Origin of the sequence: Pustulibacterium marinum (assembly GCF_900116665.1) — a bacterium.
Classification (GTDB): domain Bacteria; phylum Bacteroidota; class Bacteroidia; order Flavobacteriales; family Flavobacteriaceae; genus Pustulibacterium; species Pustulibacterium marinum.
Map to the genome: position 1 here is coordinate 64,606 of NZ_FPBK01000016.1, position 15,245 is coordinate 79,850.

The following is a 15,245-nucleotide window of genomic DNA, read 5'->3' on the forward strand; positions in this document are numbered from 1 at the left end:
AATTAAGAAAACTTTCATATTTCTTTTAATTAGATTGGGACGTAACGTTTAATTTATTTAAATATAAAACATATTCATATCTATCAAAGAATTGTAGCCCACTAAAAAGAATCTTTTTAGGAAATATTGTTTCATTGCATTCTAGTCTAGCAATACCTAAAACATCATCATCACTCAATAAATTGCTTATACTTTTGTAATCTTTAGACAACGCAGCCTTTTCAAATAAAGTGATGTTCTTAGTAATTTTTTCCTGAAAATAAGATAGTTTTTCTTCTGAGTCTATTTCTAGAAGTGTAAATAGCAGAGTATCTTTAAAAAGGCTTGTATCTGAAACTGAAAATGTATGTTCGGTATGTAGACTATCCATTGTCATAGCAATACTGTACAGTATTTTTTGAGCGCTATTTGTAACCAATAAAACTATTTCATCATTATTAGTTCCTACTTTTCCCATATCTTCCGATAGATTGTAAGCTTTTAGTTTACACTTTAATTGAGTAAAAGCTTTTTTCTCAGATAATATGGATTTATTCTCTGTGGATTTACAACTAGCAAGAGCTAAAAAAATCACGAAGTAATATATAAATTTTGACTTCAAATGAAAGAAGATTTTGTTCTTATAATTCTGGAACACGAGTCTAAAAATACTAATTCTGATTGAGACCATAAAAGGTTAATGTGTATAAAAAATGTTTCGATACTTCCAAAATCATCAAAATATGTAAATATTAAAATCATTACATTAGCCATAGAAACTAGATATTATGGAAACCGCTACGGTAGCTGCATTAAAAAAGGAACTTCAATTCTATTCTAAAGATGATTTGATGCAGGTTTGTCTTCGATTGGCAAAATTTAAAAAGGAAAATAAAGAGCTTCTCTCCTATTTGTTGTTCGAATCAGAAAACGAACAACATTATATTGATGGAATAAAAGAGGAAATAGACGAAGCTTTTGCCTCTATGAATACCAGTAGTTTTTATTACAGCAAAAAAAGTGTTCGTAAAATACTTTCCAATACCAAAAAATACATTAGATATTCTCAAAATAAGGAAACCGAAGTACAGCTATTATTGTATTTCTGTAGAAAACTAAGAACTATGACACCCAGTTTCACCCGTAGTTCTGTATTGAGAAACACTTATGAAACTCAATTGCGAATGATTCGTAAAGCAATGGAAAAACTCCACGAAGATTTGCAATACGATTATCAAAGAGAGTTGGAAAAGTTAGAATCTTAAAAATCATTCCATTCTCTGCAGAACCACTCGTTGTAGTACATCAAAAGAAAAATTCTGAACTCCTTCTGTACTAGTATGTTTTTTTCCGGAGGTTACCTCAAAAATCAACGAATCCCTGACTATTTCTGTTGTCGATGTAAGGTAAATTCCATCTACTTCAAAAAGACTATACATTTTATTTGCAAAAACATAGGTTTTCAGTTGAACACCATCACCCTCATCAATAATAAATTCATGCTTATTTTCAGGATCAATAAGGAGTTTATAATCTTTTGTAATAGGTTTTATTGCTGAAATATAATCAGTTTTCCAGATATATTCGTTTGGTTTAGAAATTTTAGCTGCGGTAAATTCTACAGTTACACTGTCTTTTAATTCACCACGGAAATAGATCATCATTGTACCTTTCCAAGTACCCAAACAACGTTCTGGAAATATTTGATTTTCCTTTTTAGCAGCACTTTCCTGACCTAGAACTTCATTTGCGAACATGAAAATTACAAGACAAAAAATTATATTTTTCATATCATATATTATTTTGAATATCAAAAGAAAACTTATCTCCCGTTGTTTTTTGCGCTAATTGATTAATTGCAGTATCGGTGAGCTGTAAAACTCTGGGATAACCACCGGTTACTTGGCAATCACGCATCAACACAATTAATTTTCCTGAAGGAGTAAGCTGAACCGTTCCTGGTAAAACTGCCGAAGTAAGCATAGAAGGAAAGTCGTTTGGAAGCAATTCTTCCAACTGATAGCCCATTCTACTGTTATTGGCACTAATTGTGAATTTGGTTTCTAGTAATTGCTGCTTTTGTAGATCATTTAATTCATCAAATTCCGGCCCTTTAAAACAAGTAATAGAGGTTGATGTAAAATGCTTTTCAGGAACTTTAATAGCTGAGTTGGAAGTTCTTTCTTTAGTTTGATTTGATTTTGCATGAAGAATTGTTTCTTTCTCTGAAGTAGTAAAGGGCGTAATTCCCTTATACATACTACGACTTTCCAAGACTTTTTCGGTTTGAAAACCTTGTTCTACGGCTACATACGTACGAACCCCAAACAATCTTTTTCCAAATTTTAAAATAGCTCCTTTTGGTACATTCAAAGCTGAATTCATGGAAACGGGTTCTCCGTCAAGTGTGGGACTAAAATCAGCTCCGGTAATGGCTATTTGGCAAGCTTCTTCAAATTGTAATTGGCAACCGCCAAACGTAATTTCTAAAACCGCATCTGTTTCCTGATTGTTCAAAATTAAATTAGAAAGTTTCATGGAATACCTATCCATAACTCCTGAAACAGGCACGCCAATAGTTCTATGATTTGTACGTCCCAAATCTTGAATACTCAATCCAAAAGATGCTTTTAAAATTTTAATCATGTAACAAGGTATTTTCAAGTTCGTACACACCTGCTTCTACCTCCAAGCAAATCTTTTTATATTCTTTCATGGAAATTGGAACAAATTGAATAGTATCTCCTGATTTTGCAAAACAAGGATTGTCTTTTGAGCTATCAAAAAAAGGAACTGGAGTTTTACCTATTAGGTTCCATCCGCCTGCGCTTTCCATAGGATAAATTCCGGTTTGCGATCCGCCAATAGCTACACTTCCTTGCTCAACCTGCAATCTTGGAGTAGCTTTTCTAGGCATCGTTAAGCGTTCATCTAATCCGCCTAAATACAAGAAACCAGGCAGAAAACCTATAAAATAAACCGTGTATTGTGGCTGCGTATGAAGTGTTATAATTTCTTCTTTTGAAAGCTGAAGTGTTTCAGAAAGCACCTCTAAATCGAGGCCAAAAGTGGTGTCATAACAAACTGGTATTTTCCAAAGACTTTTTATATGATGATTTATTTTTGATTCTGAAAGGTGCAGATTTTTAAATACTTCAATAGTTTCATCTAAATGGTTAATTGAACACTTAAAAATGATCGTGATTGAGTTGTAAGCTATTACAACCTCTTCTATTTCGGAAGATAATTCGGATTCAATTTTTGATTTCAACTGAATGATATCTTCCAGAATTTCAGGATCAATTTTAACCGGCCATTCAATTAAAATAGCTTTGTCTCCAAATGCTTTATACGTAAGTTCTTTAAACAATTTCAATTCCTTTTTGAATTAATAATTGGTGCAATTCTTTTACAATGGCAATGGCTGCTTCATTATCACCATGTACACAACAGGTGTCTGCCTGAATGGGAATCAGTTTTCCTGATAAGGTTTGTACATTTCCTTCCAGAACCATTTTAGCAACATGATTTGCAACATCTTCAGTATGGGTAATAATCGCATTTTCTTGTGATCTTGGAACCAGTTGTAAATCATCTTGATAATTTCTATCAGCAAAAATCTCGTAAGATATGCGTATTCCGGCTTCCTTTGCTATAGTTGCGATAACAGAACCAAACGGAACGTATAATGAAACATCCGGACATGCTTTTTGAACAACATTCACAATTGTCTCCGCAATAGTTGTATTCTTCGCAGAAGCGTTATACAAAGCTCCATGAGCTTTTACATGATGTAGTGTAGCATTGGGTATTTTGGCCAGCCGTTCTTGAAATAGTGTTAGTTGGGCTAATAAACTTTCTTTTAACGCATTTGGAGAAATATCCATTACAACTCTACCAAAATTTGCTCGATCTGGGTACGAAGGGTGTGCTCCTATTTTTACTTGGTTTTCAACGGCCAATTGCAATACAGAATCTATAGTTGCTACGTCGCCAGCATGCGCACCACAAGAAATATTGCAAGAAGATATGTAAGGCATTAGCGAAGCTTCATTGTTTACACCTTCTCCTACATCACAATTGAGATCAAGTTGTTGTTTCATACATATAATTAAAGAGTATCCTAACAATACATAAATTGACTGAGATATGCAACTAAAAGAAGTGGGCGTTTCATATTTCTAGTTGGTTTCATTTTATCACTTTATACTCTAAATAACTGAAACAGTATAGATTACTTTTATTCAAATAAGTTAGTACTTTTGTAGTGAATACGTTGAAATAAAGGGAATGGACAAAAAGGTATACGATTTTGTAATTATTGGAGGGGCTCAGGCCGGATTGGCTATGGCCTATCATTTAAAAAAACTTCAAAAAGAGTTTATCATACTCGATGGCGAACAGGAAATTGGTGCTTCGTGGTTAAACCGATGGGATTCTCTTAAACTCTTTACACCTACCGAATACAATCATTTACCGGGTTTACCTTTTGAAGCGCCTAAAGGACATTATCCGTCTAAGTACGAAGTGGCCAATTATTTTAAAACCTATGTCGAGACTTTTGAGTTCCCAATACAATTAAACACCTTGGTAACTGCTGTACATAAAGAAGATAATCATTTTGTGATCACATTTGCAGACGGACAAATCCTAGCCAACCAAGTAATTGTAGCTACCGGACCTTTTCATACGCCCTATACGCCTCCATGTCATAAAAAAATAGCAAAGGATGTTTTGCAAATGCATAGTAACTATTACAAGGGTTTGCATCAGTTACAAAGTGGTGATGCTTTGGTAGTAGGCGGTGGCGATTCAGGATATCAGATTTTAAAAGAGCTTTCAGAAGGCGGTTCTAGAACGGTTTATTTCTCTGGAGATACCACTGTTAAATCGTTACCACAACAATTATTAGGCAAAACGCTTTGGTGGTGGTTTACAAAATTAGGCTTACTATCAGTAAGCAAGTATAGCTGGTTGGGGAAAAAGATTAGTAAAACGGTTCAACCAGTTATTGGTACAGATGTCAAAGAAATTCTATCCAGAGAGAATGTGATAGCTGTGGGGCGTACAAAAGACGCTTCTGGAAACGAATTAATTTTTGAAAAGAATAAGATTCATACCATAAAGAATATTGTTTGGGCTACTGGTTACCGACCCGATTTTAATTGGATCGAAGGCTTAGAATTGGATACCGATCAGTATCCAAAAAATTACAGAGGAGTTAGCAACTTAAAAGGATTGTATTTCATAGGATTACCCTGGATGTACACCCGAGCTTCTGCTACTTTGGGAGGTGTTGCTAAAGATGCTAAATACCTAGCTGATTACATAGCTAAAGAGTCCTAGAAGTTTTGTAGTGTGGTTTTAGTTAATAATTGATTATAACAACCCAAAGACCGCAATGATACTCTTTACTCCCAAAAATATACTGATGATCAAAATAACAATGCCTACTGCATTTTTGAACTTGGAATTACTGTATTTTCCCAACAGGGTTTTATGATTCATGATCCATAACAAGATACCCACAATTAACGGAAGTAAAATGCCATTAGCTATTTGCGCAAATTTGATGATTTCAATAGGTTTAAATCCAATTGCAGCAAAAAGAACACCTGTCGCAAGGATAAATATCCAAACAGCTCTAAAGCGTTTTGATTGTAGTGAAGCTTTCCACCCTAAGCAACCATTAGCAACATAGGCTGCAGCGAGCGGTGCTGTAATAGCCGAGGTAATTCCGGCAGCAAATAGGCCAATACCTAAAAAGTACTTCGCAAAATGCCCATAAACAGGCGTTAAACTTTCCGCAAGATCGGCCGCATTGGTAATATCGTTAGACGGAATGGCAACAGCAGCAATTAAGATGCTCATGGAAACCAATCCTCCTAAACCAATGGAAATAACAGTATCCTTTCGGGCAATAGAAAGTTCGTTTGCCGAAGTCCATTTTTCTTTGACCAATGAGGCATGTAAAAATAAATTATAGGGCACTACAGTAGTTCCTATCAATCCAACAATGGTGAGTAAACTTCCGGAAGGTACTTTGGGTAAGAATGCACCTTTTACTATTTCGAATAAATTTGGTTTGGTGAGTATTGCAGCAAGAACAAATGAGCTACTCATAAGCAATACCAATCCAACCAAAGCACGCTCTAAAAACTTATAATTGCCTATGTATAAAAGTATAAATGCAATGACTCCGATAACCATACTCATCATATTGAAATGAATACCTCCAATATCATAAATCCAGACGCCTAATAAAGTTTCTAGTCCCAAGATACCACCACTTATGTTTCCTGCTTCATAAGACGCATTACCAACAACAATTGCCGCTAATATCAAAAATGTGATCATTATTTTTAAAATTGGCTGCTGAATGGTATCTCGAAGCACTTCTGCCAGTCCTTTTTGAGTTAGAATTCCTAATCTGGCTGTCATTTCTTGTAAAGCAATGGTTGCTAAAGTTGATAATAACAATGCCCACAAAAGCGCCATACCAAAATGAACACCCGCCAGAGTACAAACGGTTACCGTACCAGGACCAATAAAAGCGGCAGCAACCAACGTGCCCGGACCTAATTGTTCAAACCATTTTTTAAACTTCATGAAATACTGCGGATAAATTGAGTAGCTAAATATAAGAGATTTAGTTGAGAGGTATTAAAGTGGCTGATGAATTTCCATAAAGATGAATTTCTGAAATAACTTCGGAAAAAGAGCTTCAAACTGCTATGAATGGATAAGGTCTAAAGAAATTTTTATTAGATGTTTATTTTAAGCCTATGTGTTGATGCAAGAACTTCTATTGGGTTTCTTTTAGCTAGAAGTTTATACTGAAGGACACCTATTTCTAAGAACAATAAAAAAGCCGCAATAAGCGGCTTTAAAAATAATATATATAACAGTTTAAGATACTTCTATTAAGGCATCTTCGTTTGCTAATGCTTCGTTTTCGGTATTTTGCACTGGAACAGAATCTTTAAGACGCATAAACTCTTCCATACGTTTTACATCATCTTCTTCCCCAGAAAAATAAGGAAATACATCCATAATAGGAGATTCCGAAATGGCAGGAATACTGTATTCGCCCATGGTATCTTTCATTACGTGTACGGTGTGTTCAAAGGCGTCTTTGATATCGTTTCCTTGTACTAATAAATACTGATTGGTTTTGCGCTCTTTCCCACTTTCTTCATCATAGGCGATCAATGCTACTTTAGACTTGAACCAGCGATCTGAATTTTCAAATGGATGAATTTCAGCGTAGTTGGCAACTTTTATATTAGTGATCATAATATCTTCACCTTCACTCAAATAAACCGACATTTCTTCGGTAATGCGCTTTTCTGCTTCAGTATAGGAAATAGCATCTACCAAAAAAGGTTCTGTTTTTACTTTTCTAGCTCCGGAAGCTTCGTCTATCTTTTTATATTTTACTTTGCATTCAAACCAAGTTGCACTCATAAGATTTCAATTTTTAGAGCGGCAAAAATACAGTTTCACGTCACCCTTGCAAGTGAATATCGACAATAGATATTCACAAATTCCAAGAGATTTTTTTAAATGATTTATGATGAAGAAGTTAATGAATCTATAGCATACTTTATTTTAAAGATGCGCTCTTTCTTCTTAATTTGTTTATGAAGTTAACAATCTTCAAGTTGATATCAAGAAGGATTTAGAGAGGACAATACATTCTTAAACAAAATTTATTTTTTAATCAGTTTTTGAGTACTTACATGTTGGTGGTCATCCATTACTTTTACTACATAGTTTCCTGCACTTAAGTTACCTACAAACATGCGTTCTGTTTGTCCGGCATATTCAGAAACCAATCTACCTGTTAAGTCGTACACCCATACGCGTTCAACATTAGTACTACTTTCAATTTGAAAGTAATCAGTAGTTGGATTCGGATATACGCGGAGTTGTGTAGGGCTGGTTGTAGTAGCCAATCCCATAGTAGTGTCTTGGATAATAACTACTTTACCATTTTCGCTATTAAAAGCATAACAACCAGATCCACAGGTGATAATGCTAGCAACATCGCCAGAGGTTTCGGTTATAGGCAAACTATCTGCTAATAAAAAGGTGTCAGGGTTAAAACGTTGAAAAGTTATATTCCCTGCAAAATCATAGGAAGCATAGCATACAAGGCTAGCAGAAGTATCATACACGCCTGGTCCGCTTACATTAGAAAACGTACCTATTACAAAAGGAGTGTTGGTAACATCTATAATTTTTCCGTTAGTAGCATACATGTGATGATCATAATAACTAAAATCTAAATAAAAACCTGTAAGTACACTTTGGTTAGTAGCACTTACACTCACACCTTCATTATTAATAACCATGTTTCGGATGCCATATTCGGTAGTTTCATTGTTGTAGCCAATTAAAGTACTGCTCGAAGAAAACTCAATTCTATTGCTTCCTGTATGGCTGGGAGTTGTATTTGTGCGCATCACTCCATTATCATAAATGGCTACACCTTCATGTTTAGGAGAATAGCCAACGTTACGTCTGGATACTGCAATTGTTGTGGCCTCTCCTGGCATTACTTCAATGTCTTCCACATAAAAAGAACCTGAAGAATCGGAACCTAAACCAAACTGAAAGCCTGAAGTTTGAGTGGCAATATCAAACCTTCTAACGGTAGAAGAACCGCTAAAGCCTGCATATAGATATTGTCCGTTATCAGAAATTGCTAACACAGTAGGCTCGCTTCCTATAAAAATAGTATTTTCTAACGTGTAAGTGTGCGGATTGATAATGCCAATACTATTTCCGTTGGCACCATTAGCACTAGGAATGGAAGCATAAATTCTATCTGTGGTACTGTCATAAACAAGATCATTGGTGATCACATCAACTGTATGGACAGTCAACTGAGCGAAAGTGAATATTGGCAGTAGCATACATAACAATGCGTAATGTTTTTTCATAAAAAATATATTAATAGGTTATTAAAATCATCATTAGGTGTGTTTTGAGCCAACTCCAAAAGTGTTGCACTCAAAGAAAAATAATGGGCACTTAAATGTATTGCAAGTTACTATTTTTATAGCATACCAGAGTAAGAATACGTTTGAGTTATTCATGATAAATCTTATAGATATAAAACCTTTAGTTTCCAAATTTTACTAGGCTACTAGATACACTGTTTTTTGCTCAAAAATTAATGGTGGGATCATTTACGTTAGAGGGTATTCCGTTATCAATTTCAACAGACCAAAAAGGCTCCCTATCCAATCCTAATTATTTAGGAATTTTAGGCAATAACATTTTAGAGAAGTTTACTATTGTGATAGACCCTAAACATCAGTTTTTGGGACTTAAACCTGCTGAAAACTATCAAAAAAAATATAAACATATTTTTAAATCTAATGGTTTTAAGGAAAATCCTGATGATACCTCTTCTTGGATTCTTTCATTTGCCTATGAAGATAGTCCAGCTCTAAAAGCTGGACTAAGAGAAGATGATCTTATCGTAGCTGTAAATGATGTGTCAATTAAAGAATTACACTTAGCAGAATTCATTAAAAACATCAAAAAGAATCAGAAAGTACGTCTCAAAGTAAAAAGAAAAGAGAAATACGTAACGATTAAATTTAAATGGAAACCTGTGTTAAAACGGTAAAAGTATCTATCTTTCTTTAGCTACGTAAAGTATATTTAAACCGCTTACAAAACACCTCCAAGCTCTTTACGTACAAGTGCTGCTCCAGCACTTAAGGCACTTAACTTTCCGCGGGCTACTTCGCGAGATAGTGGTGCCATTCCGCAATTGGTTGACGGATATAGATTTTCAATAGCTACAAACTCAAGTGCTTTACGCAGCGTTTGGGCTACTTCTTCTGGCGTTTCTATGGTATTCGTGGCTACATCTATAGCCCCGACCATCACTTTCTTACCGCGAATAAGCTCCATGAGCTCAAGTGGCACGTGTGAATTATGGCATTCTAAAGACACGATATCAATATTCGAGGTTTGAATTTTCGGGAATATTTCTTCGTATTGCCGCCATTCTGAACCCAAGGTTTTTTTCCAATCATTATTCGCTTTTATTCCGTAGCCATAACAAATATGTATGGCAGTCTCACAGTGTAATCCTTCGATGGCACGTTCTAATGCCGCCATCCCCCAATCATTCACATCATCAAAAAACACATTAAACGCCGGCTCATCAAACTGTATAATATCTACTCCTGCCTCTTGTAGCGCTTTGGCTTCTTCATTCAGGGCTTTGGCAAATTCCCAAGCCAATTTTTCACGGCTTTTATAATGGTCATCGTACAAGGTGTCTACCATAGTCATAGGCCCCGGAAGTGCCCATTTTATAGGTTGGCTGGTCTGTTTGCGTAGAAACTGAGCATCTTCAACAAATACTGCTTTTTGCCCCGCCACTTCATCCACGACAACCGGGACACTGGCTTCGTACCGGTCACGGATTTTTACCGTCTTTCGATTTTTAAAATCTACGCCACTCAAATGTTCTATAAAAGTGGTTACAAAATGCTGGCGTGTTTGCTCACCATCACTAATAATATCAATTCCTGATAAATGCTGTTCTTGTAACGAAATACGCAGGGCATCTTGTTTGCCTTCTAATAATTGATCACCTTCTAATTTCCAGGGAGACCAAAGTTTTTCGGGTGGCGCAAGCCAGGCAGGTTTAGGTAAACTTCCAACGGTTGATGTTGGTAAAATGTTTTTCATAATAAAGTAGTTAATTGAATTGATTAGTGTGCGTAATTTGCAGACCACTGCTCCAGCACATGCTTATACGGTTTTATAAAATGCTCTTCGGTGAATTTTCCTTGTTCAATGGCTAGCTGACTGCGTTCTTCCCGGTCATATTCGATCTTGGTGAGCGAATGATCTGGGTTTTTTAAACTGGGTTTAAAGCAAGATCCCGCCACCGAATTGGCATTGTAAATCTCAGGTCTATAAATTTTTTGAAAGGTTTCCATCGTACTGATGGTACTTATTAATTCAAGATTGGTATAATCTGTAAGTAGGTCCCCAAAAAAGTAAAAAGTGAGCGGCGCTACGCTGTGTCGCGGCATAAAATACCGTACTTGCAAGCCCATTTTTTTGAAATAGGATTCGGTTAAAGAAGCTTCATTCACTTGATATTCATACCCAAGAATAGGATGGTGATTGCCTGTACGCTGGTAGATTTTATTGTGCGAAACACTCAAACAAATCACAGGTGGTTTAGCAAAATGCTTCTTATACGTTTCTGAGGAAACAAAACGCTTAAAGATCGTACCGTGCAAGCTTCCAAAATCATCAGGAATACTAAAATCAGCTTTACCTTTGTTATGTTCCGAAAGCAAAACACTAAAATCATAATCCCGTACGTAGGATGAAAAGTTATTACCCACAATCCCTTCGATGCGCTTACCTGATTTATGATCCAGTATGTGCGTTTTTAAAACTTCGATTGCAGGAAATGTTGCTCTGTTATCGTGCATATTGAGATCCACAGAAATAATTTCCAACTCAACCTGATAGCGATCTTGATCAGGATTGTCCCAATTTGCCAATGAATTAAAACGATTGTTGATCATTGTAAGGGTGTTGTGCAGATTTTCCTGACGCCTCGCTCCTCTTGCCAAATTTGCAAAATTAGTTGTAGTACGTGTACTGCTAGAGGGCACATAATCTTCGTCAAAAGAGAGTGTCTTTATGGTAAATTCAAAATAATCTTGAAGGGTGTCCGTAGTATTTTTCATGACTTTTATTTGATTTGTAATGATAGCATCTCATAAGATCGTTTAGCTCTTATGAACAATTTTTTATCACTGCAAATCTCAAAATAAAAGAGTAATTTATCGTACAATATTTAAAATTAAGAATATTTAGCTGTAAGAATAGATTTCAAAGAAATATTACCTTTTTCAGGTACTGATGTATGTCGAATAAAGAAAATTTATCTGTATCAAATGCAAGTAAAATAGATGTATGCTATAACAAAACAACATGCATATACATTCAATCTCTTAATGATACGTGATGGAAGATAGATATACCCATGCGATATATACAAATTGTAACGGAATTCTAAACCATAAATAGTTCAATCCATTTCCGGTATAAGTAGCATTTTGGTAGTCCACATGTTTCAAGGCAGCATAAATGTTTGCAGGTAACATCATGATGAAGAAAAAGATCAGCAACCAAGCGGTTACTTTTTGAAAGGAAGATATGTGTAACGCAATAGCTCCACATAATTCTATGAAGGCAGTAACGTACACCAAAGCTGCTTTGTATGGTATAAAGTCTGGAATCATCATGGCCATTCCTTTTGTAAACATAAAATGTCCCATGGCTGTAAAGAGTAACATTATAGACATTCCAATGCTAGCAGCTAAAGGCAAATTGTAAGTTCCATTAACAAGTTTATAAACGGTGACTGCTATGAGGGTTGCAATAAGTAAGACGAATAATGGTTTCATTTTTTTTTCTTACAAAATTGCACACATTTCGTCCTTCAAACAATGAACTTAGGTTAAGAAATTCGTTTTCGTATTCTACTCAATGCCTGTGGTGTTACGCCTATGTAAGATGCTATATATTTTAGCGGTACTTCTTTGAATAGCTGAGGTCTTTTTTGAAAAAGTGCAACATAGCGTTCCTCAGCGGTTTGATTTAAAAGAGATAGTTCCCGTTCTGATTTTAGTAGAAATAAATTTTCAGCAGTAATTCTTCCAATGGTATTACCTATTTCAGATAATGAATAAACCTCTTGCAGGTCTTCATAAGATATACGCCATAGCACAGTATCCGACAATGTTTCGAGTTGATAATTGCAAGGTGACTGAGTTAAAAACGAATCATACGCACAAACAAACTGATGTTCAAAACAAAAACCAAAGGTTACATCTTGTTCCAACTTTGGAATAAAAAGCCGTACGGAACCTTTTTCAATAAATGATAGATACTGTTCTGTTTGTCCAACAGATAAAAGCGTAGTTTTTTTGGGGTGTACACATTGCTGAAGCTTAGAAGAAAATAGTTCCCAATCTTTAGTATTGATGGCTACCAGCTGTTTAAAATAAGCTTTTATTTGATCCATTGGTTCTAAGTTTTACATACGTCAAAAATAGTTTAAAATACATAAATCCATTTTTAATTATCCACTAGGATGCAACTTTCAATAACCAAGCTTGATTTTTCTAAAAACAAGACTTTTATAACTTGATAACATCGGTACAGAAAATAGAACTTATTTCTCTTTTCTTAACCAACCTAATATGCTAGCATTATCAATCTGCCATTTTCCTTGTTCGTTTAAGAGTTTGTAATGTTCTCTAGAGCTTCCAAATTGCCCGGGATTTTGTTGAACAATTTCTATTTCAGTATCGGTTACTTCCGAAATAATAGCAACATGTCCGTACTTATTAAAGATAGTCCCATTAAAAATGAGTAAATCATTCACTTGTGGTTTTGCCTTACTTAGATTGGTATACTGTGTTAAACCTCTCTGCTTGTTTTGTTGCCCATCTTTTACCGACATATCAAAGAAGTCTTTTGCGTTTCCGTAGCTATCAGGCATTTTATGGTTTAGATGTTTGTAATAATACCTTTTTACAAATTCTACACACTGATATTTCAATCCTAAATTGTACCCTTCTGAAGTTGTATTCCTTTCTGTAACATTTGAAACTCCGCCATTGTAATATACTTTCACTCCGTTTAATGCATCAATTTGTTGCCCTATTTCATAGTCTGAATTAAAGTTGAAATTCTTACACATCCAAACTCCTGCTACACCAAAAATGAGCAGTATACTACCAATAAATATCCAACGTTTCAATTTCAATGTATTTAATGACTTGTTTTTAAGATCTACAATTCATCCCTATAATCCTTCACAAAAAACACTCATACAAATTATCAAAACTTGATTTAAACTTACGGTCATGAGCTTTTCAGAAAATAGGTATTAGTCCCCACCAATATACAACTTTCCACAACCAAACTCTCAATTAATAAAAACAACCATCTCAGGGTTTGAAATTGTATAGAGGGACAGTGTTTCTCCTCTAAAGCTAATAGCTATTAGCTGACAGCTGTAAGCTTTTATAAGTAATCAGTATTCAGTAAAAGCTGGTAGTCGTTTTAAAAGTAAGCACTCATTCACACCTATCTTCCGTCATCCCGAATGTTTTCAGTTGTTCAACGGTTATAGGCGTTGTGTTTAGTTTTAATTCATATTCATTCCGTTAATTTGTTCTGTAAAGTTCATTTTCAGTATTTGAATTCAAATATAATTTCAGTGTGTCATTTTTGATTGAAAATTTTACATTCACAAAGTATTTCTTTTTTGATTTACGTTTCTGGAACCAACTTCCAGTTAAAGATTTCGTAGAGTTTAAATTTAAAGTGTCGTTCTGCATATTCCATTTGCCAAAATCTTTGACCGAAACTCGATTATGAGTCCATCTGTCGAAATAATAAGTCGAATCAGAATAGATTTTTAAAGTCAGATATTCATAACCAAATCTTCCGCCTTTAAATTCCATAAAATCATCCTTTTCAGAATAAGGATTTATAAAGGATTTACAAGAAACAAATATCACTAATCCTAAAAATGTAAATATGTACTGTCTTTTAATCAAATGCTGTAAAACGACCCGGCTATGCCCAGTAAGGGATTTCGAAGTATAAACCTTTCGGTTTGCACTGAGCCAAAGCGTTGTATTTTGTTATTAGTTTATTCATTTTTAATAGCCAAATCAACGATTTGGCGGACTTGCTATGATAACCATTCTTTCAGTTTCGCAATGAACCCCTTATTGGGTATAGCCATTGTGTGTGCCCAGCATGGGCATCTTTATTATATCGAAGATATAATATTAATCTTGAGGGTGCAAGTCCCTTATGGGCAGGGGTAACGCCTTGAACCATTAGTAAGTCGCAAGGTTGCTAGTTGTGAAGCTAGGACTGAAAGAAGCGAGACTACAAATTTCGGTACTGAGGAACACGAACCATATACCGAGGCTATGAGGTCGGATGAGTAGGCACATAACTGCGAAGTCCCAAATATCCTATATAGATAAGCACCGAAGTAGTAGATATGGCAGGAATCGAAAGAAAGAAGATGTTCTTACCTGGGGAGGTCTCCGCAGCTACGAGTTGGCATAGCGGAGAAGTCAGCAGCGGTCATAGTAGTACTATTTGCTGGAAGGGTACGAAGGACCAAACGAAAATGGTTCTTAATGCGCTATGGAGCATGATGTTGTTAATGGTAG

At 35.3% G+C, this 15,245-nt stretch carries 16 protein-coding genes; 3 read left to right on the plus strand and 13 right to left on the minus strand.

The genetic code is table 11. The features are described 5' to 3' along the window. Positions 1-25 precede the first annotated feature (25 nt). Positions 26-574 carry a hypothetical protein gene (locus BM383_RS16445; RefSeq protein ID WP_143106453.1) on the minus strand — a complete coding sequence of 183 codons (549 nt, stop codon included), beginning with the start codon at positions 572-574 and terminating at the stop codon, positions 26-28. A gap of 193 nt (positions 575-767) precedes the next feature. On the opposite strand from BM383_RS16445, the gene BM383_RS16450 reads away from it, so the two are divergent. Further along, complete coding sequence (locus BM383_RS16450; RefSeq protein WP_093026244.1) at positions 768-1,244, plus strand: hypothetical protein; 477 nt, start codon at positions 768-770, stop codon at positions 1,242-1,244. Between the two features lie 3 nt (positions 1,245-1,247). On the opposite strand, the gene BM383_RS16455 is transcribed toward BM383_RS16450, so the two are convergent. From BM383_RS16455 to pxpA, 4 genes are read right to left on the minus strand one after another with little or no spacing between them, the layout of a single operon-like run. Continuing rightward, positions 1,248-1,769: a hypothetical protein gene (locus BM383_RS16455; RefSeq protein ID WP_093026245.1), complete on the minus strand. Its 522-nt coding sequence runs from the start codon at positions 1,767-1,769 to the stop codon at positions 1,248-1,250. Position 1,770: 1 nt separating this feature from the next. Next, positions 1,771-2,625 (minus strand): 5-oxoprolinase subunit C family protein, encoded by an 855-nt coding sequence (locus BM383_RS16460; protein WP_093026246.1) that lies wholly within the window; start codon positions 2,623-2,625, stop codon positions 1,771-1,773. Continuing rightward, positions 2,618-3,349 (minus strand): 5-oxoprolinase subunit PxpB, encoded by a 732-nt coding sequence (gene pxpB, locus BM383_RS16465; protein ID WP_093026261.1) that lies wholly within the window; start codon positions 3,347-3,349, stop codon positions 2,618-2,620. The genes BM383_RS16460 and pxpB overlap by 8 nt, the downstream gene beginning before the upstream one ends. After that, complete coding sequence (gene pxpA / locus BM383_RS16470; RefSeq protein WP_093026247.1) at positions 3,342-4,082, minus strand: 5-oxoprolinase subunit PxpA; 741 nt, start codon at positions 4,080-4,082, stop codon at positions 3,342-3,344. The genes pxpB and pxpA overlap by 8 nt, the downstream gene beginning before the upstream one ends. A 187-nt stretch (positions 4,083-4,269) precedes the next feature. Here pxpA and BM383_RS16475 point away from each other — a divergent pair, with 187 nt between their 5' ends. After that, on the plus strand, positions 4,270-5,325 hold the full coding sequence (locus BM383_RS16475) for a flavin-containing monooxygenase (RefSeq protein WP_093026248.1): 1,056 nt from the start codon (positions 4,270-4,272) through the stop codon (positions 5,323-5,325). A gap of 33 nt (positions 5,326-5,358) precedes the next feature. On the opposite strand, the gene BM383_RS16480 is transcribed toward BM383_RS16475, so the two are convergent. The 3 genes from BM383_RS16480 to BM383_RS16490 form a co-directional block, all read right to left on the minus strand. After that, complete coding sequence (locus tag BM383_RS16480) at positions 5,359-6,588, minus strand: Nramp family divalent metal transporter (RefSeq protein ID WP_093026249.1); 1,230 nt, start codon at positions 6,586-6,588, stop codon at positions 5,359-5,361. A 300-nt stretch (positions 6,589-6,888) separates the two neighbouring features. After that, positions 6,889-7,446, minus strand: a complete 558-nt coding sequence (locus BM383_RS16485) for a DUF4494 domain-containing protein (protein ID WP_093026250.1) — start codon at positions 7,444-7,446, stop codon at positions 6,889-6,891. A gap of 245 nt (positions 7,447-7,691) precedes the next feature. Further along, positions 7,692-8,927 (minus strand): T9SS type A sorting domain-containing protein, encoded by a 1,236-nt coding sequence (locus BM383_RS16490; RefSeq protein ID WP_093026251.1) that lies wholly within the window; start codon positions 8,925-8,927, stop codon positions 7,692-7,694. Between the two features lie 236 nt (positions 8,928-9,163). On the opposite strand from BM383_RS16490, the gene BM383_RS16495 reads away from it, so the two are divergent. Beyond that, entirely contained in the window at positions 9,164-9,622 is a 459-nt protein-coding gene (locus tag BM383_RS16495) for a PDZ domain-containing protein (protein ID WP_093026252.1), read from the plus strand. 44 nt (positions 9,623-9,666) lie between these two features. On the opposite strand, the gene BM383_RS16500 is transcribed toward BM383_RS16495, so the two are convergent. From BM383_RS16500 to BM383_RS16520, 5 genes are all read right to left on the minus strand, one after another. After that, on the minus strand, positions 9,667-10,701 hold the full coding sequence (locus BM383_RS16500) for a methionine synthase (RefSeq protein WP_093026253.1): 1,035 nt from the start codon (positions 10,699-10,701) through the stop codon (positions 9,667-9,669). 23 nt (positions 10,702-10,724) lie between these two features. Further along, a complete protein-coding gene (locus tag BM383_RS16505; RefSeq protein WP_093026254.1) occupies positions 10,725-11,723 on the minus strand; it encodes a DUF1852 domain-containing protein in 999 nt (332 codons plus the stop codon). A gap of 267 nt (positions 11,724-11,990) precedes the next feature. Next, complete coding sequence (locus tag BM383_RS16510) at positions 11,991-12,446, minus strand: DoxX family protein (RefSeq protein WP_093026255.1); 456 nt, start codon at positions 12,444-12,446, stop codon at positions 11,991-11,993. A gap of 53 nt (positions 12,447-12,499) precedes the next feature. Then, positions 12,500-13,066 (minus strand): Crp/Fnr family transcriptional regulator, encoded by a 567-nt coding sequence (locus BM383_RS16515; protein WP_093026256.1) that lies wholly within the window; start codon positions 13,064-13,066, stop codon positions 12,500-12,502. A gap of 150 nt (positions 13,067-13,216) precedes the next feature. Next, positions 13,217-13,807: a CHAP domain-containing protein gene (locus tag BM383_RS16520; RefSeq protein ID WP_245766611.1), complete on the minus strand. Its 591-nt coding sequence runs from the start codon at positions 13,805-13,807 to the stop codon at positions 13,217-13,219. Positions 13,808-15,245: the final 1,438 nt, after the last annotated feature.